This is a genomic window from Bifidobacterium primatium (assembly GCF_002802875.1).
GTDB lineage: Bacteria > Actinomycetota > Actinomycetes > Actinomycetales > Bifidobacteriaceae > Galliscardovia > Galliscardovia primatium.
This window is the reverse complement of sequence record NZ_PEBI01000002.1, coordinates 311729-334726: the sequence shown is the minus strand read 5'-3', so window position 1 is coordinate 334726 and position 22998 is coordinate 311729. Positions and strand designations below refer to the sequence as shown.

At 60.9% G+C, this 22998-nt stretch carries 35 protein-coding genes; 2 read left to right on the top strand and 33 right to left on the bottom strand.

The features are described 5' to 3' along the window. Positions 1–76 precede the first annotated feature (76 nt). From rpsK to CS006_RS05120, 29 genes are all read right to left on the bottom strand, one after another. Complete coding sequence (gene rpsK, locus CS006_RS05260) at positions 77–475, bottom strand: 30S ribosomal protein S11 (protein WP_093959596.1); 399 nt, start codon at positions 473–475, stop codon at positions 77–79. An 89-nt stretch (positions 476–564) separates the two neighbouring features. Next, on the bottom strand, positions 565–936 hold the full coding sequence (gene rpsM, locus CS006_RS05255; protein ID WP_100510732.1) for a 30S ribosomal protein S13: 372 nt from the start codon (positions 934–936) through the stop codon (positions 565–567). A 145-nt stretch (positions 937–1081) separates the two neighbouring features. Beyond that, positions 1082–1195: a 50S ribosomal protein L36 gene (gene rpmJ, locus CS006_RS05250; protein WP_093959598.1), complete on the bottom strand. Its 114-nt coding sequence runs from the start codon at positions 1193–1195 to the stop codon at positions 1082–1084. A 10-nt stretch (positions 1196–1205) separates the two neighbouring features. Further along, positions 1206–1424, bottom strand: coding sequence for a translation initiation factor IF-1 (gene infA, locus CS006_RS05245; RefSeq protein WP_100510731.1), 219 nt, complete (start codon positions 1422–1424; stop codon positions 1206–1208). 142 nt (positions 1425–1566) lie between these two features. Next, positions 1567–2133, bottom strand: a complete 567-nt coding sequence (locus CS006_RS05240; RefSeq protein WP_100510730.1) for an adenylate kinase — start codon at positions 2131–2133, stop codon at positions 1567–1569. A gap of 1 nt (position 2134) precedes the next feature. Continuing rightward, positions 2135–3469 carry a preprotein translocase subunit SecY gene (gene secY / locus CS006_RS05235; RefSeq protein WP_100510729.1) on the bottom strand — a complete coding sequence of 445 codons (1335 nt, stop codon included), beginning with the start codon at positions 3467–3469 and terminating at the stop codon, positions 2135–2137. Positions 3470–3601: 132 nt separating this feature from the next. Continuing rightward, on the bottom strand, positions 3602–4066 hold the full coding sequence (rplO, locus tag CS006_RS05230) for a 50S ribosomal protein L15 (RefSeq protein ID WP_100510728.1): 465 nt from the start codon (positions 4064–4066) through the stop codon (positions 3602–3604). A gap of 2 nt (positions 4067–4068) precedes the next feature. Then, positions 4069–4251, bottom strand: a complete 183-nt coding sequence (rpmD, locus tag CS006_RS05225; protein WP_100510727.1) for a 50S ribosomal protein L30 — start codon at positions 4249–4251, stop codon at positions 4069–4071. 2 nt (positions 4252–4253) lie between these two features. Continuing rightward, on the bottom strand, positions 4254–4985 hold the full coding sequence (rpsE, locus tag CS006_RS05220) for a 30S ribosomal protein S5 (protein WP_100510726.1): 732 nt from the start codon (positions 4983–4985) through the stop codon (positions 4254–4256). Then, positions 4982–5353, bottom strand: a complete 372-nt coding sequence (gene rplR / locus CS006_RS05215) for a 50S ribosomal protein L18 (protein WP_100510725.1) — start codon at positions 5351–5353, stop codon at positions 4982–4984. Before rplR ends, rpsE begins: the two co-directional genes overlap by 4 nt. Position 5354: 1 nt before the next feature. After that, on the bottom strand, positions 5355–5894 hold the full coding sequence (rplF, locus tag CS006_RS05210) for a 50S ribosomal protein L6 (protein WP_100510724.1): 540 nt from the start codon (positions 5892–5894) through the stop codon (positions 5355–5357). Positions 5895–5914: 20 nt separating this feature from the next. Beyond that, on the bottom strand, positions 5915–6313 hold the full coding sequence (rpsH, locus tag CS006_RS05205) for a 30S ribosomal protein S8 (RefSeq protein ID WP_100510723.1): 399 nt from the start codon (positions 6311–6313) through the stop codon (positions 5915–5917). Positions 6314–6395: 82 nt separating this feature from the next. After that, positions 6396–6581, bottom strand: a complete 186-nt coding sequence (locus CS006_RS05200) for a type Z 30S ribosomal protein S14 (protein ID WP_033493929.1) — start codon at positions 6579–6581, stop codon at positions 6396–6398. Between the two features lies 1 nt (position 6582). Next, positions 6583–7155 carry a 50S ribosomal protein L5 gene (gene rplE, locus CS006_RS05195; protein ID WP_100510722.1) on the bottom strand — a complete coding sequence of 191 codons (573 nt, stop codon included), beginning with the start codon at positions 7153–7155 and terminating at the stop codon, positions 6583–6585. Further along, positions 7152–7487: a 50S ribosomal protein L24 gene (gene rplX, locus CS006_RS05190; protein ID WP_100510721.1), complete on the bottom strand. Its 336-nt coding sequence runs from the start codon at positions 7485–7487 to the stop codon at positions 7152–7154. The genes rplE and rplX overlap by 4 nt, the downstream gene beginning before the upstream one ends. Beyond that, complete coding sequence (gene rplN, locus CS006_RS05185; protein WP_100510720.1) at positions 7488–7856, bottom strand: 50S ribosomal protein L14; 369 nt, start codon at positions 7854–7856, stop codon at positions 7488–7490. Positions 7857–7949: 93 nt separating this feature from the next. Continuing rightward, a complete protein-coding gene (gene rpsQ, locus CS006_RS05180; RefSeq protein ID WP_100510719.1) occupies positions 7950–8210 on the bottom strand; it encodes a 30S ribosomal protein S17 in 261 nt (86 codons plus the stop codon). 2 nt (positions 8211–8212) lie between these two features. Next, positions 8213–8464 (bottom strand): 50S ribosomal protein L29, encoded by a 252-nt coding sequence (gene rpmC, locus CS006_RS05175; RefSeq protein ID WP_100510718.1) that lies wholly within the window; start codon positions 8462–8464, stop codon positions 8213–8215. Beyond that, complete coding sequence (rplP, locus tag CS006_RS05170) at positions 8464–8883, bottom strand: 50S ribosomal protein L16 (protein ID WP_100510717.1); 420 nt, start codon at positions 8881–8883, stop codon at positions 8464–8466. Before rplP ends, rpmC begins: the two co-directional genes overlap by 1 nt. Before the next feature lie 5 nt (positions 8884–8888). Further along, positions 8889–9692: a 30S ribosomal protein S3 gene (gene rpsC / locus CS006_RS05165; RefSeq protein ID WP_100510716.1), complete on the bottom strand. Its 804-nt coding sequence runs from the start codon at positions 9690–9692 to the stop codon at positions 8889–8891. Position 9693: 1 nt separating this feature from the next. Beyond that, positions 9694–10053: a 50S ribosomal protein L22 gene (gene rplV, locus CS006_RS05160; protein WP_100510715.1), complete on the bottom strand. Its 360-nt coding sequence runs from the start codon at positions 10051–10053 to the stop codon at positions 9694–9696. A 21-nt stretch (positions 10054–10074) separates the two neighbouring features. Next, the gene (rpsS, locus tag CS006_RS05155; RefSeq protein ID WP_033490666.1) at positions 10075–10353 is read right to left on the bottom strand and encodes a 30S ribosomal protein S19; all 279 of its coding nucleotides are present in this window, start codon (positions 10351–10353) and stop codon (positions 10075–10077) included. Between the two features lie 15 nt (positions 10354–10368). Continuing rightward, positions 10369–11199, bottom strand: coding sequence for a 50S ribosomal protein L2 (gene rplB, locus CS006_RS05150; RefSeq protein ID WP_100510714.1), 831 nt, complete (start codon positions 11197–11199; stop codon positions 10369–10371). 30 nt (positions 11200–11229) lie between these two features. Further along, on the bottom strand, positions 11230–11526 hold the full coding sequence (rplW, locus tag CS006_RS05145; protein ID WP_100510713.1) for a 50S ribosomal protein L23: 297 nt from the start codon (positions 11524–11526) through the stop codon (positions 11230–11232). Positions 11527–11528: 2 nt separating this feature from the next. After that, a complete protein-coding gene (gene rplD, locus CS006_RS05140; protein WP_100510712.1) occupies positions 11529–12188 on the bottom strand; it encodes a 50S ribosomal protein L4 in 660 nt (219 codons plus the stop codon). A 6-nt stretch (positions 12189–12194) separates the two neighbouring features. Next, the gene (rplC, locus tag CS006_RS05135) at positions 12195–12842 is read right to left on the bottom strand and encodes a 50S ribosomal protein L3 (RefSeq protein ID WP_100510711.1); all 648 of its coding nucleotides are present in this window, start codon (positions 12840–12842) and stop codon (positions 12195–12197) included. Positions 12843–12859: 17 nt separating this feature from the next. Beyond that, a complete protein-coding gene (rpsJ, locus tag CS006_RS05130) occupies positions 12860–13168 on the bottom strand; it encodes a 30S ribosomal protein S10 (RefSeq protein ID WP_006288664.1) in 309 nt (102 codons plus the stop codon). Positions 13169–13582: 414 nt separating this feature from the next. After that, positions 13583–14515, bottom strand: coding sequence for a CTP synthase (locus CS006_RS05125; protein WP_133119533.1), 933 nt, complete (start codon positions 14513–14515; stop codon positions 13583–13585). A 198-nt stretch (positions 14516–14713) separates the two neighbouring features. Beyond that, positions 14714–15595, bottom strand: a complete 882-nt coding sequence (locus tag CS006_RS05120; protein WP_100510709.1) for a GRP family sugar transporter — start codon at positions 15593–15595, stop codon at positions 14714–14716. Between the two features lie 172 nt (positions 15596–15767). Here CS006_RS05120 and budA point away from each other — a divergent pair, with 172 nt between their 5' ends. Beyond that, positions 15768–16520, top strand: a complete 753-nt coding sequence (budA, locus tag CS006_RS05115; protein ID WP_165777255.1) for an acetolactate decarboxylase — start codon at positions 15768–15770, stop codon at positions 16518–16520. 18 nt (positions 16521–16538) lie between these two features. Here the strand turns inward: budA and CS006_RS05110 are convergent, their stop codons facing one another. The 4 genes from CS006_RS05110 to CS006_RS05095 all read right to left on the bottom strand — a co-directional run bounded on the left by CS006_RS05110 (position 16539) and on the right by CS006_RS05095 (position 21926). Further along, complete coding sequence (locus CS006_RS05110; RefSeq protein ID WP_100510707.1) at positions 16539–17492, bottom strand: ROK family protein; 954 nt, start codon at positions 17490–17492, stop codon at positions 16539–16541. 190 nt (positions 17493–17682) lie between these two features. Continuing rightward, the gene (locus CS006_RS05105; RefSeq protein WP_100510706.1) at positions 17683–18360 is read right to left on the bottom strand and encodes a transaldolase family protein; all 678 of its coding nucleotides are present in this window, start codon (positions 18358–18360) and stop codon (positions 17683–17685) included. A 60-nt stretch (positions 18361–18420) separates the two neighbouring features. Beyond that, on the bottom strand, positions 18421–20835 hold the full coding sequence (locus tag CS006_RS05100) for a glycyl radical protein (RefSeq protein ID WP_100510705.1): 2415 nt from the start codon (positions 20833–20835) through the stop codon (positions 18421–18423). Positions 20836–21173: 338 nt separating this feature from the next. Further along, positions 21174–21926: a DeoR/GlpR family DNA-binding transcription regulator gene (locus CS006_RS05095; protein WP_207760006.1), complete on the bottom strand. Its 753-nt coding sequence runs from the start codon at positions 21924–21926 to the stop codon at positions 21174–21176. A gap of 209 nt (positions 21927–22135) precedes the next feature. Here CS006_RS05095 and CS006_RS05090 point away from each other — a divergent pair, with 209 nt between their 5' ends. Next, positions 22136–22993 (top strand): glycyl-radical enzyme activating protein, encoded by an 858-nt coding sequence (locus tag CS006_RS05090; RefSeq protein WP_243386749.1) that lies wholly within the window; start codon positions 22136–22138, stop codon positions 22991–22993. The last annotated feature ends 5 nt before the right edge of the window (positions 22994–22998 follow it).

Below are 22998 nucleotides of genomic sequence, written 5' to 3'. Positions count from 1 at the left end.
TTATCCTTTCAGCTCAAACCGGCCGTGCACTCGCCGGTTCTCGCGGGTTGGATTATAGATTCTGTAGGTCAGTGCTTCAGACGCGGCGACGCTTCGGAGGACGAACGCCGTTGTGAGCCTGCGGGGTGACGTCGGAGATGGAACCGACCTCAAGGCCTGCGGACTGCAGGGAGCGGATGGCGGTTTCGCGACCGGAACCCGGGCCCTTCACGAACACGTCGACCTTCTTGACGCCGTGTTCCATGGCCTTGCGGGCGGCGGCTTCGGCAGCCATGCCAGCGGCGTACGGCGTGGACTTACGGGAGCCCTTGAAGCCGACATCGCCACCGGACGCCCAGGAGACAACGGCACCGGACGGATCGGTGATCGAGATGATCGTGTTGTTGAATGTGGACTTGATGTGCGCCTGTCCGACGGGAACCGACTTACGGTCCCTACGACGGGGCTTGCGCGTGGCCTGCTTCGCAGCTGCCATGGATCCTCGTTTCCTTGTTTACGAATAATTATCGAATTTCAGGCGATGAGCGTCAACCACTCGTGGCCTGAACTGAGGTCTGATGAAAATCAGGCCTTCTTCTTACCGGCGACCGTGCGCTTCGGGCCCTTGCGGGTACGGGCGTTGGTCTTGGTGCGCTGGCCACGCACGGGCAGGTGCCTACGGTGACGCATGCCCTGGTAGCAGTTAATCTGGATCTTACGGCGAATATCCGCATCCACCTCACGGCGGAGATCACCCTCGATCTTGTAGTTACCCTCGAGGTAATCACGCAGCGTAATCAGCTGCTCATCGGAGAGATCCTTAACGCGGGTGTCCGGGTTGATACCGGTCGCTGCGAGCGTTTCCTTGGCACGAGTGCGACCCACACCAAAGATGTAGGTGAGGGCGATCTCGATGCGCTTCTCATTGGGGATGTCGACTCCGGCAAGACGTGCCATTGCGATTCCTTCTGTTCATCGGAGGTCTTACGCCAAATCGTCCGAGTTCACGGCCCAGGCCTCCGCACCTGGGGTTCAATGCCGTACGTGGTGATACGAACACTGTGATTCAGCGTCTGATTTACTTTGCCGCTGGGGTCTGCTTTCAGCCCTGACGCTGCTTATGGCGCGGGTTCTCGCAGATCACCATGACGCGGCCGTGACGACGGATCACGCGGCACTTGTCGCAGATCTTCTTCACACTGGGGCTGACCTTCATGGTTTTCCTTTTACTTGTAACGGTACGTAATTCGACCACGGTTCAGATCGTACGGGCTCATTTCGAGCACGACGCGATCCTGCGGGAGGATGCGGATGTAGTTCTTCCTCATCTTGCCGGAGATCGTCGCCAGAACGATGTGCTTGTTTTCGAGTTCGACACGGAACATCGCGTTCGGCAATGCTTCGATAACCTGACCTTCTACCTCAATCACACCGTCTTTTGCCATGAGTCCCTATCCGTTCCTTGGCGTCAATTACTGAAAGATATGCCCGAAGACACACCAAAAATACAGAATAACAGAAACACCGTATTCCCGCAAGTCGCGGGAATACGGTGTACTATTGGCGTGTCGTAATCGACGGGCCGGATCAGCGGGCGTCGAGCGCGCTGACGATGTTGGCCTGGATGGCGTCGATGTCGCCGACGCCGTCGATCTTGACCAGCAGGCCGCGCTGCTCGTAGGTGTCGAGCAGCGGAGCGGTCTCCTTGGCGTACACGTCGAGGCGCTTGGCGATGGCCTCCGGCGTATCGTCGGAGCGGCCTTCGATCTCGGCACGCTTCTTCATGCGCTCCATGAGCACGTCATGGTCGGCGTCAAGGGCGACCACGGCGGACAGCGGAGTGCCCAGCTTGGCGAGGATGCCATCGAGGGCCTCCACCTGGGAGGCGTTGCGCGGGTAGCCGTCGAGAATCCAGCCGTTCTTGGCGTCGTCCTGGCCAAGACGGTCCTCGACGATGCGGTTGGTCAGTTCGTCGGGGACGAGCTCGCCCTTGTCGATGAACTTCAGCGCCTCGAGACCGAGCTCGGTCTTGTTCTTGATGTTGAAGCGGAAGATATCGCCGGTGGAGATGGTGGGGATGCCGTAGTGCTCGGCGAGCTTGGCAGCCTGAGTGCCCTTGCCGACGCCCTGGGGGCCCATGATTAGCAGTCGCATATCACTTACTTTCTGTGTTGGTTTCGTCTTCGAGCAGGAAGCCTTCGTACTGGAACTGCTCGGTGCGGGCCTTGGCCTGGCGAAGGGTGTCGAGGCCGACGCCCGCGATGATCAGGATGGTGGTGCCGCCGAACGGCAGCTGCTGGCTGAGGCTCAGCGCCATGATCAGCACGGTCGGGATGAGGGCCACGAACAGCAGGTAGACCGCGCCCACGGTGTTGAGGCGGTTCATCACGTACGTGAGGTACTGGCTGGTGGCGCGTCCCGCGCGGATGCCGGGGATGAAGCCGCCGTACTGCTTCATGTTGTCGGCGGTCTCGTCTGTGTTGAACGTGATCGACGTGTAGAAGAAGCAGAAGAACACGATCATGACGGCGTACAGGCCGATGTACCACACGGTGGTCGTGTCGGCGAGGTTCGTGTTGATCCACTTGACCCACGACTGGTCCGACTTGCCGAACTGCGCGATCAGGGTCGGCACGGCGAGGATGGACGAGGCGAAAATCGGCGGGATCACGCCCGACATGTTGATCTTCAGCGGCAGGTACGTGCTGGTGCCGCCGTACATCTTGCGGCCGATCATGCGGCGGGTGTACTGCACCGGTATGCGGCGCTGCGCGAGCTCGACGAACACGACGAACACGAGGATGACCACGAGCACGCCCACGACGATGCCGAACTTGGTCCAGTCGCCGTTCGAGCCGTTGGAGCCCCAGCCGATGTCCCACAGCTTGGGCAGGAAGCCCGAGCAGATGGACATGAAGATCAGCACGCTCATGCCGTTGCCGATGGCCTTGTCGGTGATGAGCTCGGCCATCCACATGATCAGGCCGGTGCCGCCGGTCATGATGAGGATCATGACGATGAGGTTCCACGGGCTGCCGTCCGGGATGACCTGGCCGGAGCAGGCGTAGTTGAACAGGGCGCCGGTACGGGCGGTCACCAGGATGGTGGTCGACTGCAGCACGGCCAGGCCGATGGTCATGTAACGCGTGTACTGCGTCAGCTTGGCCTCGCCCGACTGGCCTTCCTTGTGCAACGCCTCGAAGCGGGGAATCACCACGCGAAGCAGCTGCACGACGATGGACGCCGTGATGTACGGCATGATGCCCAGTGCGAAGATCGACAGCTGCAGCAGGGCGCCGCCGGAGAAGAGGTTGACCAGACCGATGAAGTCCTCGTTGCTGGATCCGGCGATGCAGTCCTGCACCGTTTTGTAGTCCACGCCGGGCACCGGGATGAACGAACCGATGCGGTAGACGATGATGATACCGAAGACGAAGAGGATCTTGTTCCTCAACTCCTTGGTACGGAGAGCTTGAATGAGCGTTCTCACGTGTTTCCTCCCTTGGTATGCCGGCGTCTCTGGGCATACACATACAGGCAAACAGTGTACACATACGCAATGACCCTCCCCTGTTACGGGGAGGGTCATGCATCTTTTTACGGAAGCGTTTCCCTCAGAGGATTACTCTTCGGAGATGGAGCCTCCAGCGGCCTCGATCTTGGTCTTGGCGGAAGCCGAAGCCTTGACACCCTTGAGGGTGAGGGCCACGGAGATCTCGCCATCGCCGAGAACCTTGACCGGGAAGCCGCCACGAACGGCTCCCTTGGCGACCAGCTGCTCAACGGTCACTTCGCCACCCTGCGGGAACAGCTCGGCGAGAGCGGAGACGTTGACGACCTGGTACTGCTTCTTGAACGGGCTCTTGAAGCCACGCAGCTTCGGCAGGCGCATGTACAGCGGCAGCTGTCCACCTTCGAAGCCAGGACGCACCTGGTAGCGTGCCTTCGTGCCCTTGGTGCCACGACCGGAGGTCTTACCCTTGGAGCCTTCACCACGACCGACGCGGGTCTTGGCCTTGTTGGCACCGGGGGCCGGACGCAGATCGTGCATGCGCAGGATTGTGGCTTCCTCGTTGTTTTCGGCCATAATCAGTCTGCCTCCTCTACGGTGACCATGTGGCGGATCTTGTCGATCATGCCACGGTAGACAGGGGTGTCCTCGCGGATGACGGTCTGACCGATCTTGCGCAGGCCGAGCGACTGGGCGTTGGCCTTCTGCACGGCGGTCTTACCGGCGAAACCACGGATCAGAGTGATCTTGAGATTTGCCATTCTCACTCACCGTCCTTCTCTTCGGCTGCCTTGGCAGCGGCTTCCTCGCGAGCCTTGCGGGCCTCGGCGATGCCGGCGGCGCGCTCACGGAGGAGGGCTTCAGGAGCGACCTCTTCGAGGCTCAGGCCACGACGGGCGGCGACCTCTTCGGGCTCCTCAAGCTGCTTGAGGGCGTCCACGGTGGCGTTCACGGTGTTGATCGCGTTCGACGAACCCATGGACTTGGACAGGATGTCGGTGATGCCGGCGCACTCGAGCACGGCGCGGACGGCGCCACCGGCGATAACACCGGTACCCGGGGCGGCCGGGCGAAGCAGCACGGTGCCGGCGGAGTCGTGACCAAGCACCGGGTGGGTGATGGTGCCACGAACGCGCGGAACGGTGAACATGTGCTTCTTGGCGTCGAGCTGGCCCTTGGCGATAGCCGCCGGGACCTCACGGGACTTGCCGTAACCGACGCCGACGGTGCCCTTGCCATCGCCTACGACCACGAGAGCGGCGAAGCTGAACGTACGGCCGCCCTTGTGGGTCTTGGCCACACGGTTGATGGTGACGACGCGATCGAGCAGCTCGTCGCCGCGGTTCTCCTCACGGCGGTTGCGACGCTCACCACGACGACCCTCGCCACGACCGCCGCGGCGGCCCTTGCGATCCTCGTTCTTGGCAACGGCTTCGGCTTCGGTCTTCTGCGAATCTTCAGCCACTTGGGTTTCCTTCACTTCGTTGTCGCTCACAGTGCCAGACCTCCCTCGCGGGCGCCTTCAGCAACGGCTGCGACGCGACCATGGTACTTGTTGCCACCGCGGTCGAAGACGACGGCGGAGATGCCGGCGGCCTTGGCCTTCTCGGCGATGAGCTCGCCGACCTTCTTGGCGGCATCGGTCTTGGTGCCTTCGAAACCGGTGAAGTCGTCGTTCAGCGTGGAGGCGCTCACCAGGGTGATGCCCTTGGTGTCATCCACGACCTGAGCGATCATGTTGCGGTTGGTACGGGTAACGACCAGGCGCGGACGCTCGGCGGTGCCGATGATCTTCTTGCGAAGACGAGCGTGACGGCGCAGGCGGGCAACCTTCTTGCCCTTACCGAAAATCTTAACGGTCATATCACTTACCAGCCTTTCCAGCCTTGCGCAGAATGTGCTCATCCGCGTACTTCACGCCCTTGCCCTTGTAGGGTTCCGGAGCGCGCAGCTTGCGAATGTTAGCTGCAACCTGGCCGACGACCTGCTTGTCGATGCCCTTGACGACGAGCTCGTTGGCGTTGACGACCTCGAACTCGATGCCTTCCGGCGGGTTGACGGTGATCGTGTGGGAGTAGCCGAGGAAGAACTCCAGGCCCTTGCCCTTGGCGACCACGCGGTAACCGGTACCGACGATGAGCAGGCGCTTGGCGTAGCCTTCGTGCACGCCCTTGACCATCGAGGCGATGATGGAGCGGCTCAGGCCATGCTTGGCGCGGGTAGGACGAAGATCATCGGCCGGGGTGAGAACAATCTCGTTGTTCTCGACGACGGCGGTGATGCCTTCGGGGATAGTGTAGGAGTCAGAGCCCTTCGGTCCCTTGGCGGTGAACGCCTGACCATCGAGCTTGACCTCGACCCCAGCCGGGATGGCGACGGGGAGCTTACCGATATGCGATGCCATAAGTAATCAGCTCTCCTTTCTCACCACACGTAGGCGACGATCTCGCCGCCAATGCCTTCCTTGAGGCATTCCTTCTGGGTCATCAGTCCCGAGCTAGTCGAGATGATAGCGATACCAAGGCCACCCAGCGGCATGGGCAGGGAGTCGGACTTGGCGTAACGACGAAGGCCCGGCTTGGAAACGCGCTTGATGCCTTCGATGGAACGCTCGCCGTTCGGGCCGTACTTGAGGGTGACCTCAAGAGTCTGGCCGACCTTGGCTTCCTTGGCGGTGAAGTCCTTGATGTAGCCTTCACGCTTCAGGATGGCGGCGATGGCCGCCTTGAACTTGGAGTACGGCATGTCGACGGTCTCGTGCTTCGCCGTGCTCGCGTTACGCAGACGCGTAAGCATGTCTGCGATGGGATCTGTCATTGTCATGTGGGCTTATGCCCTTCCTCGCCGTGGTTTCCGCCGCTTGGCATGAATGCTCATGCAAGCAGCGGACCTTCAGCGTCGATATTTACCAACTGGACTTCGTAACGCCGGGCAGCTCACCGCGGTGGGCCTTCTCACGAAGGCAGACGCGGCACAGGCCGAACTTGCGGTACACGGAATGGGGACGACCGCAGACCTGGCAGCGCGTGTAGGCGCGCACCTTGAACTTCGGCTTGCCGGCCGCCTTGTTCTTCAGAGCGGTTTTTGCCATATCAGTTCTCCTTGAACGGGAAGCCAAGGTGCTTCAGGAGGACCTGAGCTTCCTTGTCGTCCTTGGTTGAAGTCACAACGGTGATGTCCATACCACGCTGGTGGTCGACCGCATCCGGATCGATCTCGATGAACATCGTCTGTTCCGTCAGACCAAAGTTGTAGTTGCCGTTGCCGTCGAACTGGTTGCCGTTGATGCCGCGGAAATCGCGGATTCGCGGCAGGGCCAGGGTGAGCAGACGGTCCAGGAACTCCCACATGCGGTCGCCGCGGAGGGTGACGTAGGCACCGATGGCCTGGCCTTCGCGCAGGTGGAACTGGGCGACGGACTTCTTGGCCTTGGTGATCTTCGGCTTCTGACCGGTGATCTTGGTCAGGTCGGAGACGGCACCTTCGATGAGCTTGGAGTCACGAGCCGCAGCGCCGACGCCCATGGAGACGACGACCTTCTCGACGCGAGCCACCTGCATCGGGTTGGAGTACTTGAACTCCTTCTCGAGCTCGGGGACGATGACGTCGTTGTACTGCTGCTTCAGGCGCGGGGTTGCCGGCGCTTCGATAGTGGTATCGGTCATGCCAGCTCCTTTCCGGACTTCTTGGCGACGCGCACGCGCACCTTCTTGACCTTGCCGTCACGGGCTTCTTCCTTGACGACGACGCCAACGCGGGTGGGCTGCTTCGTCTCGGGGTCGATGACCATCACGTTGGAGCGATGGATCGGAGCCTCGACGGACACGATGCCGGCCTGCTGGCCCTGCTGGGTGGCGCGGACGTGCTTCTTGACGATCTGCACACCTTCGACGATCAGGCGATCGTTCGGCAGGATCTTGACGACCTTGCCTTCCTTGCCGCGGTCGCGACCGCGGATGACCTTGACCTCATCGCCGGTCTTGATCTTTGCTACCACTCAGATCACCTCCGGTGCGAGGGACACGATCTTCATGAAGCGCTTGTCGCGCAGCTCACGAGCGACCGGTCCGAAAATACGGGTGCCCTTGGGTTCACGGCCGGAGCCGAGAATGACGGCGGCGTTCTCATCGAACTTGATGTAGGAGCCATCGGCACGACGGGTTTCCTTCACGGTGCGGACGACGACGGCCTTGACCACGTCGCTCTTCTTCACCGATCCGCCGGGAATGGCGTCCTTGACAGTGGCGACGATGACATCGCCAATGCCTGCATAACGGCGCTTCGAACCACCGAGCACGCGGATGGTCAAGAGTTCCTTGGCACCCGTGTTGTCGGCGACACGAAGTCGCGATTCCTGCTGAATCATTGATTCTCCTTAAGCCGAGCTGGTCCTCCCCATTCACCCGGCGGCCGAGTTGCCCCGGCCGCCGGGTGAATGGCGAGCCTTGCCGAACTTGTATTACTTAGCGCGCTCCACGATGGCGGTCAGACGCCAGCGCTTCGTCTTGCTTAGGGGTCGAGTCTCCATAATACTCACGAGGTCGCCAACGTGGGCCTCGTTGTGTTCATCATGGGCCTTGACCTTGCTGGTGGTGCGAACGACCTTGCCGTAAAGCGGGTGAGTCGAACGCTGCTCAATCTCGACCGTGATCGTCTTGTCCATCTTGTCGGACACGACGTAGCCACGGCGAACCTTGCGGGAGTTACGCTCTTCAGCCATGCTTACTTCTCCTCAGTCTTTTCTTCTGCCGGAGCCTCGCTGATGCCAAGCTCACGTTCGCGCAGAACCGTGTACATGCGAGCGATGTCGCGCTTCACGGCCTTGAGGCGAGAAGTGTTTTCGAGCTGACCGGTGGCAGCCTGGAAGCGGAGGTTGAACAGCTCTTCCTTCGACTGCTTGAGCGCGGCCTCGATCTCGGCGTTGGTCTTTTCGTTGAGGTTCTTGATGGTGTAATCAGCTGTACCGACTGACATCAGTTGTCACCGCCTTCACGAGCAATGATCCTGCACTTCATGGGGAGCTTGTCGATTGCACGGCGCAGAGCCTCGCGACCGACTTCCTCGGAGACGCCACCGATCTCGAACATCACGCGGCCGGGACGCACGTTGGCGATCCAGAACTCCGGGGTGCCCTTACCGGAACCCATTCGGGCGCCGAGGGGGTGCTTGGTGAGCGGGCGATCCGGGAAGATCGTGATCCACACACGACCGCCACGCTTGATGTAGCGGGTCATGGCGATACGAGCTGCCTCGATCTGGCGGTTGGTCACGTAAGCCGGAGCCAGTGCCTGGATACCGAAATCACCGAAGGCGATTTCGTTGCCGCCCTTGGACATGCCCTTACGGACAGGACGATGCTGCTTGCGATATTTAGTCCTCTTCGGAATAAGCATCTGGTTTACTCCTTTGCTTCCGTGGCGGCAGGAGCAGCTGCTTCCTGCTTGGCCTCAGCCTGAGCCGGAGCGGCCTTCTGAGCGTCACGACGGGCACCACGGCGCGGGCGGCGATCGCCACGACGGCCACGGCCGTTGTTCTGCTGGGCCTGCTGCTCCTCGAACTCACGCTCGGTCATGTCGCCCTTGTAGATCCACACCTTCACGCCGATGCGGCCGTAGGTGGTACGGGCTTCGAAGAAGCCGTAATCGATGAGGGCGCGCAGCGTCTGCAGCGGCACGCGGCCTTCGCGGTAGAACTCCGAACGGCTCATTTCGGCGCCACCGAGGCGGCCGGAGAGCTTGATACGGATACCCTTGGCGCCGGCGCGCATGGCATCCTGCTGGGCCTTGCGCATGGCGCGACGGAAGGTGACGCGGTTGGTGAGCTGCTCGGCGATGCCCTGGGCAACGAGCTGGGCGTCGATCGCGGCGTTCTTGACCTCGAAGATGTTGAGCTGGACCTGCTTGCCAGTCAGCTTCTCGAGCTTGGCGCGAACGCGGTCGGCCTCAGCACCACGACGGCCGATGACGATGCCCGGACGAGCGGTGTGGATGTCCACACGCACGCGGTCGCGGGTACGCTCGATGACGATGCGGGAAACGCCCGCACGCTCGAGGTCGGCGTTCATGGCCTTGCGGATCTTGTCGTCTTCGAGAACGAAGTCGCTGTAACGCTCGCCCGGCTTGTTGGAGTCGGAGAACCAGCGGCTGCGGTGGGTTTCGGTTACGCCAAGACGGTAGCCAAACGGGTTGATCTTCTGACCCATTTTATCGGGCTCCTTCCTTGTCGGCGACGATAACCGTGATGTGGCTGGTGCGCTTGTTGATGCGAGCGGCACGGCCCTGGGCGCGTGCACGGAAACGCTTCAACGTAACGCCTTCGTCGACGTACGTCTCCTTGACTACCAGCTCGTTCTCGCGGAACGGCTCGTTGGCCTTGTCGGCCTTAACACGAGCGTTGGCGATGGCGCTCTCGAGGACCTTGCGGACCGGAACGGCCGCTTCCTGCGGAGCGAACTTGAGGATGGTCACCGCTTCGGTCGCCTGCTTGCCTCGGATGAGGTCGACGACGCGGCGAGCCTTGCGCGGCGTCACGCGGACGTGACGAGCGATTGCTTTAGCTTCCATGTGTCTTTACTCTCCTCGCCTTTAGCGGCGTGCCTTCTTGTCGTCCTTGACGTGACCCTTGAAGGTGCGCGTCGGGGCGAACTCACCGAGCTTGTGGCCAACCATGGCCTCGGTGACGAACACCGGGACATGCTTGCGGCCATCGTGAACTGCGAACGTGTGTCCGATGAAATCAGGGGTGATCATCGAACGGCGCGACCACGTCTTGATGACGTTCTTCGTGCCCTTCTCGTTCTGCTCGTCGACCTTCTTCTGCAAGTGGGCGTCGACGAATGGGCCCTTCTTGATGCTACGAGTCATCTGTCAGACACTTCCTTACTTGCGGTTCTTGCCGGCCGGACGACGACGAACGATCATCTTGTTCGAAGCCTTCTTCGGACGACGAGTACGAACTTCGCCCTTGCCCCACGGCGACACCGGCGGCTTACCACCGCGGGTACGACCACCGTGCGGGTGGTCCACCGGGTTCATGGACTCACCACGGGTCCACGGACGCTTGCCGATCCAACGGGCGCGACCGGCCTTGCCGAGCTGGATGTTGGCGTGCTCGGAGTTGCCGACCTCACCAACGGTGGCGCGGCAGCGGGCATCCACGTTGCGGATTTCGCCGGACGGCATACGCAGCTGGGCGTAGGCGCCATCCTTGGCGACGAGCTGAACAGCGGCACCGGCGGAACGAGCGATCTTGGCGCCACCCAGCGGACGCAGCTCGATGGCGTGAACCACCGTACCGGTCGGGATGTTGCGAAGAGGCAGGTTGTTGCCCGGCTTGATATCGGCCTGGGCGCCGGTCTCGATGACGTCGCCCTGCTTCACGCCCTCGGGGGCGATGATGTAGCGCTTCTCGCCATCCGCGTAGTGCAGGAGGGCGATGCGGGCGGAACGGTTCGGGTCGTACTCGATGTGAGCGACCTTGGCGGGCACGCCGTCCTTGTCCCAACGCTTGAAGTCGATGAGACGGTACTGGCGCTTGTGGCCGCCGCCGCGGTGACGGCTGGTCATACGACCGTAGGAGTTACGGCCGCCAGTCTTGCTGAGCTTGCGAACCAGCGACTTCTCAGGCGTCGAACGCGTGAGCTCGGAGAAATCCGAAACCGAAGCGTTGCGACGACCGGCAGTCGTCGGCTTGTATGTACGGATAGCCATAATTTAGTCCCTAACTTTCTCGGCTAGCCTTCAGTTACCGAAGATGTCGATGGTCTGGCCCTCGGCGACGGTAACGATGGCGCGCTTCTCGCTCACGCGCTGGCCGAAGCCGGTGCGGGTGCGGGTGCGCTTGCCAGCGCGGTTGAGGGTGTTGACGTTCGTCACCTTGACATTGAAGATCTGCTCGATTGCCTGCTTGATCTGCACCTTGTTCGCCTTGGGGTTCACCACGAAGGTGTACTGGCCCATGTCGGAGTTGGCGTAGCTCTTCTCGGAGACGACAGGCTTGATGATGATGTCGTGTGCGGGCTTGTGGATTGCGACCATGATTAGTCCTCCTTAGCGGCCGTGGCGGTCTTCGCCGCGACGAAGGCTTCGAAGCCTTCCTTGGTGAAGACGATGTCCTCGGCGGTCACCACATCGTAGGTGTTGAGCTGATCGGCGAAGATGGGGTGCACGGTCGGCAGGTTGCGCACCGACAGCCACTCGTTGATGTTCTCGCGGGAGAACACGACGGTGGCGAAGCGGTTCGCGGCCACAGCTTCGAGAACGGCCTTGGCGGTCTTGGTGGACGGGGTCTCGGCGATGCCGAAATCAACCACGTGCACGCGACCGGCGTTGGCGCGATCGGAAAGCATGTAGCGCAGAGCTGCGGCCTTCATCTTCTTGGGGGTGCGCTGCGAGTAATCGCGCGGAACCGGACCGTGGACCACGGCGCCGCCGGCCCACTGCGGGGCGCGGATGGAGCCCTGGCGGGCACGACCGGTGCCCTTCTGCTTCCACGGCTTCTTGCCGCCGCCGGAGATGCGGGCGCGGTTCTTCACAGCGTGGGTGCCGCGACGGGCGGCAGCCAGCTGGGCGATAACGACCTGGTGCACCAGCGGAACGTGGTTCTGCACTTCCTCGGCGGAGATGCCGAACAGTTCTTCCGGAGCCTCGACGGTGCCGTTCTGGCCTTCAGCGCTAGTGATGTTCAGAGAAATAGCCATGAGTTATCAGGCTCCCTTCACTGCGGAACGAACCACGACGATGGCGCCCTTGGGGCCGGGGATGGCACCCTTGATGGCGATGACGCCGTTCTCCACATCGGAGGAGACGACCGTCAGGTTCAGCGTGGTGTTGGTGACATGGCCCATGCGGCCGGCCATGCGCTTGCCCTTGAGGATGCGGCTCGGAGTGGCGCATGCGCCCACGGAACCGGGACGACGCTCGTTCTTGTGAGAGCCGTGAGTACGGCGGTAGGACTTGAAGCCCCAGCGCTTGATGGTACCGGCGAAGCCCTTGCCCTTGGTGGTGCCGGTGACGTCGACCTTGGAGCCTTCGGCGAAGAGCTCGGCGGTCAGTTCCTGACCCGGCTCGAAGCTCTCGGCTTCCTCGGTGCGGAACTCGACAAGGTGACGGCGCGGAGTGACGCCGGCCTTGGCGAAGTGGCCGGCGAGCGGCTTGGTCACCTTGGTCGGGTCGATCTGGCCGTAGCCGATCTGGACGGCCTTGTAGCCGTCGGTCTCTTCGGTCTTCACAGCGGTAACCACGTTGGTGGAGACGTCCACCAGCGTGACGGGAACGAAGAAGCCGTTCTCGTCCCACACCTGGGACATGCCGAGCTTCTTGCCCAGCAGTGCACTCTTGATGTTGTTGCTCATAACGGTTCCCCCCTCCCTTACAGCTTGATCTCGATGTTCACGTCCGCCGGCAGGTCGAGACGCATCAGAGAATCGACGGCCTTAGGCGTCGGGTCAACGATGTCAATGAGGCGCTTGTGAGTGCGCATCTCGAAATGCTCGCGGGAATCCTTGTACTTGTGAGGAGAACGGATAACAACAAACACGTTCTTCTCGGTCGGCAGAGGAACCGGGCCAACTACGGTTGCGCCCGCGTTCGTGACCGTCTCGACGATTTTCTTCGCCGACTGGTCGATGACCTCGTGGTCATAGGACTTAAGCCTGATGCGGATTTTCTGTCCCGCCATTGCCGTCCGCCCTTTCTTGCGAATTAATTACTGTTTATCCAGCCTGTTTCTCTAGGGCACGTCAAGGCGTGGCCGACTTCGGGATCCCTCCCCGTGGCGGCCGAACCGTATCAGTGCATGGCCATGCAAGGACGTGGAATAATCCTTGTGCCATGCTCGCTTTTGAATAGACAATTTTGCGAGCCCAAAACAGGCAACTTGATAATTAAAGCACAAGGGGTGCCCCTAGCAGAATTCGGGCGTGTCGCGCTTCGCGATCGGCGTCGAATCGCCGTAATCACAACGATAATATGGTCAATCCGGTCATGAAAACACCGGACTTGGTAAATCCGATCACGAAGGATCGGTTTTACCGGTCTTTATGAATGGTTCGACCAAATTACCGATTCATGACCGTTCCGGCCAAGGTATTCGTCATCCGAGCAGTCTCGGAACCCCGGCCCATTCCAGCTTCCGTACCAGCGGCGCCCTCCGATACGCCTCCGCGAACGAGAACCTTACGAATCCGTCCACGACCATTCTCACCCGCTCCTCACGCTCCTTCTCCGCGATGATGGTATCGGGCAGGCTGCCGTTGCGGTACATGGATTCGTCACGGTATTTAATCCGCCCGTCAAGTTCCGCCACGACACGACGCCCATCCCCGGTCACCCACAGAAAGTCGACCCGGTCGGGATTGCCGTTCTCATTGCGGCACGGCATCTCGGCCTGGATCGTCGGTTTCGCGAACCTCTCCTCAAGAATCACGCCATAGACATAGGATTCGCCGCCGTTGTAGGTACGGCCGGTCGCCTCATCCAATACGTGCAGGGCACGGCCCACGTATCTGCCGCGTTCACGAAGCAGGGAGTCGTGAAGCGCGGCGCGGCCCATGGCCCCTTGTCTCAATACCGCGTCGACCACTGCGAGCGCATCGGGGAAATCCATCCATCTGGCGCAGTCGAACACCGTTCTGGGCAACGACGTCACCTTTACCCCATCCACGACGACGTACGACGCATCCGTCACGTAATGACTGGTCACGATATCGGTGTCACGAACCATGCCGTTCCCTGCGATCACACGATGGACCGTCCTCATCTGCCGATGAGAATCGCATACGCCATGCATCACCGCGGCGGTCGGCCCGCCGAACACCCAGCGCGGATGCTTCCCCGACAGGGAACGCGCCAGATGACGAAACCGCTCGAATTCGGTCAATCCCTGCCAATACGACGGCCTCGCATAGCATCGGGCCCCCACGTGAATCAGTTCCCCTACGGACTGCCGGCGTCGCATCATCTGGCGTTCGGCGTCGTCGCGGCTCCATATGCACAGCCGGTTCGATTCGGCCTGGTCCAACATCACGTTCAGTCTCGTATTCACCCTCATGATTCGACGGTAGGAGGCCCTGACTGGGAAAATCCAGTTTTCCGAGCAATGTGGACGAACGTGACGGCCGCCCACAATCCCGTATGCCCATACGTAATACTTACTTGGCAAAACCAATCATGGAGAACCGATTTTCATGGTTCTTATGAACGGTTCTGCCAAGTCACCGATTGGCTACAGGGTCTTGGTCAGGGCTATCAGCAGGATGCCGACCACCACCAGCGTCAGACCGACGGAGATGGAGACCTTCTCCTTGCGCGTCTTGCTTTCGTGCAGGAACACCATGCCGCCGATGGTGGAGATGATGAGTCCCATCTGCGACATCGGGAAGGCGATGGCCACGCCGAGCCTGCTGTCGTAGATCATGAGGATGAGGTTGCCGATGCCCCACAGCACGCCGGGAACGAGCAGCAGGGCGGTCTGCCGGGTGAGCTTGTTCGGCTCGCGCCGCCCCATCACCAAACCGCCGACGAACATGCCGACCGCCTGTGGCAGCATCGCATCGAACGAGTTGACGGAGAATATCTGGATGATCGAGACGTAGCCGATGTATCCGAGCGAGGAGATCGTGATGACGGTCAGGCCCATGATCATGTTGTTCGCCTTCGTATCGCCGTCCTCGACGCCGCCCGCGACGCCGTGCCGCTCCACGTACGATGTGAACGCCACGCCGACGATGAACAGCGCGATGGCGGCGAATCCGACCATCTTCGCCTGCGCGGACGCCCAGTCGCCGAGGAACAGCACGCCGACCAGGCTGGTGCCGACCAGCTGCTCGCCGGTGGAGATGGGCATGGTGCTGGAGACGCCGATCTCCTTGAATCCGCAGATCTGCCCGTAGCAACCGATGGTCCATAGGATTCCCGACACGAAGCTGACGAGCACCGTAAGCCATGTGTAGGAGTGCGGCACGAACGGGAACGCAGCCAGCGCGAACAGCAGGCATCCCGTGGTGACGCCGAGTATCTGGCGATATGATGAGCCGCCGATCACCGGCAGGATCAAGGCGTATACGCCCCACAGCAGCGAAGGAGTGGCGGCCAGTATCAAATCCATTATCGGTTTCTCCCCTGTTTGAACGTTCTAGATAAATTGACATCCGACAGTGTATCCAAACTCATGAAAATTCCCATGACGTGTTCGGCATCGGAGACGGCGGATGAATCGTCGTTGTCGGACTTTGCACGGTTGGTTGAAAATGAATATGGCGACGAATTATCGTGAGGATATGACGAAATCCGCTGCCGCGAACATCAGACCGATCCATGAGCATGGCGCCAACGTGCTCTATCAGCATGGCACGCTCGCCCAGCTCGTGCCGGGCCTGCTCGAAGGCACCACCACCATCGGCGAGCTGCTCGAACATGGCGACACGGGAATCGGCACCGGAGAGGGACTCGACGGCGAGCTCATCATCCTCGACGGCGTGGCCTACAAAATCGGACAGTCCGGCGTGGCGGAGGTCCTGCCCGACGACTTCACCGTGCCGTTCGCCAGCGTGCATCACGCGGCATTCCAGTACCAGTGCGAGCGGTCCGACATCGGCCTCGAGGACCTCAACAAGAAGATCGTGGAGGCCAATGGACGCGCGAACACGTTCTTCGCGGTCATCGTGCGCGGCACGTTCAGCTTCATCAAGACGCGCGCCGTCATCAAGCAGCAGGCGCCGTACCCCACGTTGGAGGAGGTGGCAGACCAGCAGGCCATGTTCCTCGGCCACGACGTGAAGGGCACGACGATGCTCGGCTACTTCTCGCCATTGATGTTCAACGGGGCGGCGGTGGCCGGATTCCACGAGCATTTCCTCGCCGACGACCGTTCGATCGGCGGTCATGTGCTCGACGCGGTATTGGAGCGCGGCGACATACTGAGCCAGGTGTTCGACACGCTGGTGCAGCATCTGCCGGTCGACAACCCCGAATACCGCAGCCACGACTTCTCGAACGACCCGATCGCCGAGGCCATCGCCAAGGCGGAGTAAGCCGGCCGCATCGGCGGGCTATGCCGGCAGCACCGCCTCCCGCACGGTGTCGAAGGTCTCCACGTTCTCGCCATCCTTCACATCGGCAAGATAGCATTGCAGCGCGCCGACGAGGTTGGCGTCGTTCTGGAACTTGCAGGTGACGACCTCGGCCTGCGCGACATGATACGGGCAGTATGCATACAGCCGGTTGAGATTGGTGCGGATGGCGTCAATCAATGTCGGCTGCGCGGAGATCCCTCCTCCTATGGCAAACCGGTCGGGATCGAGCACATTCTGGATGTTGAAAATCTGGATGGCCACTTCGTGGGCGAATTTGTCGAGGCACGAACGTGCATCGGGGTCGCCGTCCTCCACCGCCTGGAAGAATCGGATGCCGTCGACCTCCTCGACCGGCCGTCCCTTGATACGCGCGTAACGATTGCACAGGCTGAGTGTGCTGCACTGGTTGCCCCACACGCCTTCGATGCTGGGGTCGACGCTGCGCGACGTGATGATGTAGCTCACCTCGCCGGCGGAGAAATGCTTGCCACGGTACAGTTCGCGGTCCTTGACGAACCCCCCTCCGACCATGGTGCCGAAAATCAGCGCGAAGCCGTTGCGCACGTCCTTGAGACTGCCGACGGTCGCTTCGGCCATGACCGCGCACTTGGCGTCGTTCTCCATCACGATACGCACGGGGCAACGCTGGTACAACGCATGGCGCAGGTAGAAGTCGTCGTTGTACCGCAACGCGCCGCCCATGACGACATAGCCGTTTTCGGAGTCGATGATGCCTGGCAGGGAGATGGCCATGCCATCGATATTGAACTTCTCCTCCTCCTGACGGTAGAGGCCCGCGAGCGTCTCTATAAGATCATTCCGACTGTTCTGCGGCGTCTCGACCTTCCCTCGGGAAAGAATGATGCCGTCGTCGCTCATGGTGGCGTATTTGATGAAGGTGCCGCCGATGTCGATGGTGAGAACGTTCATGATAATGCTCCTTTGCATTATGGTTCATGCATATATGGAAGCCATCGACGCCGGTCGATCGTCACGATGGAAGAAAGGAAGTCGTGGCGACTCGGCCTTGGCATCGATGGCATGTCCGGCCGCCACGCTGCGGCCGGATGGATTGGTGCGGCATTCGCGATGCGGATGCCGCCCGTTCGAATGGGTGCCGTCAGCAGGTGGCCATGGTCCTGCCGGCGCCGACAAGACCTTCGAAATCAGCGGTGAAGGCGTCGACTGCGGCGTCGATGGCCGAGTTCCTCACCAATCCGTCGATCACCGAGGAGGCCACGGTGGAGGCGCCTACGCCATGCCTGGCCAGTTCGAGCACCTGCTGCGAGTTCTTGAAGCTGGCCGCGAGCACGTCGCAGTCGAAATCATTGGCCCGGAAGATGTCATGGATGGCACAGGCGACGGCCACGCCGTCATATCCCATATTGTCGATGCGATTGATGTAGGGGGCAGCATATGAGGCTCCTGACTTGGCGGCGATGAACGCCTGCAGTGGTGTGTAGATTGCCGTGGCGGTGATGGGCACGCCGGCGGCGGACAGCGCTTTCATGGCCTTGAAGCCTTCGGGAACGCTGGGGACTTTGGCGAAGGTGTTCGGACCGAGCTCGCCGACGATGCGTTTGGCGTCCTCGATCATGCCGGCGGCGTCGCGGGCGACGACCTGGGCATGGAGTTCGTCGTCGGGGCCGATGATGGCGCGGATTTCCTTGAGCACGTCGAATGGCTGACGTCCGGACTTTGCCAGGATGGAGGGATTGGTGGTCACGCCGTCGATGGGATAGTAGTCGATCAGACGGGTGATGGCGTCGACATCGGCGTCATCGATAAGCAGCTTCATGATATTTTTTTCCTTTCATTACTGCTGGTTTGATAAATCAGGCATTGGTTTCGTCGGTGCTCAGAGCGTCTGCTCGGTACGCTCGATGATGTCGTTCTGCGTGGCGCGGGAGAGCACGGTGAAGAACGCGCTGTATCCAGCGACGCGGACGATGAGGTCGCGATGGCGTTCGGGATGCTTCTGCGCATCGATGAGTGTTTCGCGCGAGACCACGTTGTACTGCACGTGGTAGCCGTGAAGGCGGTCGAAGAACGTGCGGGTGGCGAAGGCGAGCTTCCTCCGGTTCTCCGGCTTGGCAAGCACCTGCGGCGTCATTTTCTGGTTGAGCAATACACCACCGGTGATGTCTTCCGTCGGCAGCTTGGAGACGCTCTTGAACACCGCGGTGGGACCATAGAGGTCGGCACCGTGCGATGGGCTGCATCCTTCGGCCAGCGCCTCCCCGGCCTTACGGCCATCGGGAGTGGCGAGGGTGCCGGCACCCTGCGGCACGTTGGCGGAAATGGAGCTGGTGCCCGCATAGTACACGCCGCCGATGGGGCCGCGGCCGTACCGCGTGTTGTGGTACTTCTTCATCTCGTCGATGTAGATGTCGTATGCCTGACGAATCAGCGAGTCGACGTAGTCATTGTCATTGCCGTATTTCGGCGCCTGCTGCAGCAGCTGGCGGATTCGTTCGTTGGTGGCGCCCTCGAAGTTCGCCTCGAGTGCGTTCCAGAGTTCCGACGGTGTCACGACCTTGTCCTCGAAGACCACCTTCTTCATCGCGGCGAGACTGTCGGCCAGATTGGCGATGCCGACCTGCAGATCGGAGATGAAATCGTAGACCGAACCACCCTCCTTCATGTTGAGGCCGCGTTCGATGCAGTCGTCGGTCAGGGCGGAGCAGAGGATATCGGCAGTGTCCTGTTCGAGCACCATGTCGCAGGTGGCATCGATGATCACACACTGGCGTGCCATTTCACGGATGACCTTGTCCCAGCAGGCCATGACCTGTTCGAAGCTCGTGAAATCGCGGAAGTGGCCGATGCCCTCCACAAGCTTGGTGCCGCTTGCCGGGTCGACGCCATCGTTCATGGCGATGAGCAGCGCCTTCGGGAAGTTCAGGAAGCTCATGCCGGTGCAGCGGTAGCCCCATTTGCCGGGAACCGCGGTCTCCACACATCCGATGGCGCTGTAGTTGTAGGCGTCCTCCCGTTTCACGCCCTTGTTGATGAAGCTGGGGATGATGATCTCGTCGTCGTTGAACGCCGGCATGCCGAATCCGCAGCGGACGACCTCGATGCATTCGTTCATGAAGTCGTCGGGCAGGTTCGCATGGTAGCGGACGGTGAGGTTCGGCTGGGTCAGATGGCATTGCGCCACGGTCTTGAGGATGAGCCAGCTCATCGGGTTCGTGGCGTCCACGGGCTTGTCGTCCACGAGCTTCTGGCCGCCGACGGTGACGTTCTGGTAGAGCGGCGAGCCGGCGGAGAACTGCGTGTGGCTCCAGGAGCGGATCTTGTTGATGGTGTAGGTCTTGAGCCACAGGTTGCTCATGAGCTCGGCGGCCTCGTCCTCGGTGATGCGGCCGGCCTTGAGATCGGCCTCGTAGAACGGATCGAGGTACTGATCCATGCGACCATATGACAGGCTGTGGCCGTTGGATTCGATCTGCAGCACCAGATGCACCAGCCATACGGACTGCACAGCCTCGCGCAGGGTGCGTGCCGGCTCGTAGGGCACGCGGTCGAGCGCCGCGGCCATCCGCTCCAATTCCCGGGCGCGGTCCGGCGAGGCCGTCGCCGCCTGCCGCCGGGCCAGTGCGGCGTAACGTCCGGCGAACTCGCGCATGGCGTCCACCACCATGAGGATCGCACGGTAGAAGTAGCTCTTGTGAATGTTGCGGTAGTCGGTGAGGTCGAGTTCGTCGAGCTTGCGCTGCGCCCGCATCGCATATCCCTTGAGGCCCTGCGACAATACGCCGGCGTAGTTCACCGCGCAGTGGGCGTCTCCCGAGGTGATGTTGCCTTCGGATTTGATGATGCCGAGATCGTAGAACAGCTTGGAATGCGGAGGGAACGCCGCCAGACCGCGGTCGAGCAGCGTGTTGTGCTCCCAGAATGGCGCAATGGAATGCAGCTTCTCCTTGTTCTCCTCGGTGATGGTGAACCGGTCGCCGTCGCGCTTGTCGAACTTGTCGAGCTCGTCGATGACCCAACTCATGGCGTATTCGGGGAAGATCGGGGCGCCGCGGTTGGTGGAGGCCTGGTTTCCGGCGATCAGCGTCTCGGGTTCGATGAAGATGGTCATCTCCTCGAGTACGCGCTTGAGCATGATCGCGCGCTTCAGCGCGAGAGGCTGGTCGGCGTTGTCTCGATATACCTCGGTGGTGATCATCGCACGCTCGACGTCGACCTGCGGTTCGGCGTCGAGAAGCTGGTCGCGCAGCGAATTCATTCGTGGGGTGAGCCTGCCGAAATGTTCTTCATTCATGGCCGTCTGTCCTTTCTGATTGCCGCGTACTTCACTGCATCGGGATGCACCCGGCGACGTCTTCATTGCTTTCCGTCATCCGTGCCGTGCGGCTTGACGGTTTTCAATATATCGAAACAAATTTCGATTGTCAATTTTCGTAATAGTTTTTTCTTTCATTCGAAAGTAAAAACTGATTCAAATATACTCAAGGCCAACAAAGACAAGGATTTCCCGCATGGACGCCAACAACACCCGACCGACCGGTCGGCGTGTCGACACCCGTCCGGCATACGAAAAAAGGCCGAGGCATACACCCCGGCCCATCAGCCTCAGATTCCCCCAGGACGGCAATCCCGTCAGACGGTGATCAACGTGATCCCGGCATCGGCAAGCGAGCCGGCGACCTCCATCCCGACGCTCGCATCGGTGACGACCATGCAGTCAAGCCCATTGAAATCCAAGGGAACCGTGGAGCGCCTGGCGAACTTCTCGCTTTCGGTCACCACGGCGACCCGACCGGCATGGGCGGCCATGTCATGAACGGCCTGCGCGCGCATATGGTCCCGGCTGGAGAATCCGGCCCGGGGGCTGTACCCGTCCGCGCCGACGAACAGCACATCCACATACAGCCCCTTCATGCACTGTTCCAGCATCGGCCCCACCATCACCTGGGAATCCTGCTGGTATATGCCGCCCAGAAGAATGATCTGCACATTCGACTTGCCGCGGATATATCCGGCGATGAACGCGCTGTTGGTGATGATGGTGAGGTCCTTCTTCGTCTCCGCGAGCTCGGCGGCCAGCAATGCACAGCAGCTTCCGCTTTCGACCATCACCACATCGCCGTCGGACACGCATTCCGCGGCACGCCCGGCGATCTTGCGCTTCTCCTCATAGTGGTAGGCGAGACGCCCCTCCACGTCGTCGGCGCTTCTCAACATGGCGTATCCATGCTCACGGCTGATGATGCCACGCCGCTCCAGGTCGTTGAGATCCTTGCGGACGGTGACCTGCGAGACCCCCAATTCCTCGGCGAGCCGGGCGACCTCAATGCGCTTGCGCTCGGTCAGCAGTTCAAGAATGCGGCCTTCTCGCTTCATCGTCGCCATGTCATCTCCCAACGCAGTAAGTCTTCTTTCGCAACCATAACATAGCTTCGACATACGGAATCCAAACACCCTGCGAACGCAACCAGCCGCAGTACCCCGCATATATCTTCATCGCCTCGCCCCAAAGACATCATCATCACTATTTATTTTCGTTCGTAAGTTGATTTACTTTCATTCATTAGTTATTATCGCAGTAAGGAAAGGTTTCAATGATGACTACCACAATGACGAATCCTCTGAATGCAGCCCCCGCACGGACCACCACGGCCATCTTCCGTCCATGCACGGCTGAAAAAACCGGCACAGGATTGATTTTCAACATCCAGAAATTCTCCACCAATGACGGCCCCGGCATACGCACCACCGTGTTCTTCAAGGGATGCCCGCTGCATTGCCCGTGGTGCGCCAACCCGGAATCCATCAATCCCTGCGTCGAGACGCTGACCGATCCGAGAACCGGCGAGACCACCATCGAGGGAAAGTACTACACCATCGACGAGGTCGCGGACATCTGCGAACAGGACAGGGACTTCTACGAGGAATCGGGCGGCGGAGTGACGCTGTCGGGCGGCGAGGCCCTCATGCAGCACCGGTTCTCCATCCCTCTGCTGCGAGAGTTGAGACGACGCGGCATCGCCACGGCCATGGAGACGACCGGTCATGTGGCTCCGCCCATCTTCAACCGGGCGTTGGACGAGCTCGACTATCTGCTCATCGATGTCAAGCATCATGACAGGAAGGCCCATAAACGCTGGGTGGGAGGATACAATGACCTGCCATTGAAAAACCTCGCCAGCGCCGTCGAACGCGGGATGGAGATTTGCGTGCGCATCCCCGTGATACCCGGAGTGAACAACACACCGGAGGATGCACAAGCCTTCTCGACTCTGCTTCGCTCGATGCAGATCGACACCGTCCAGCTACTGCCGTTCCACCAATTCGGCGAACGCAAATACGAAATGCTCGGACGCACCTACGCCATGACCGGCGTACCGGCATTGCACGAGGAGGACCTGACCGACTATCGCCGGATATTCATCGACAACGGCGTACGGGCCTATTTCTGACGATC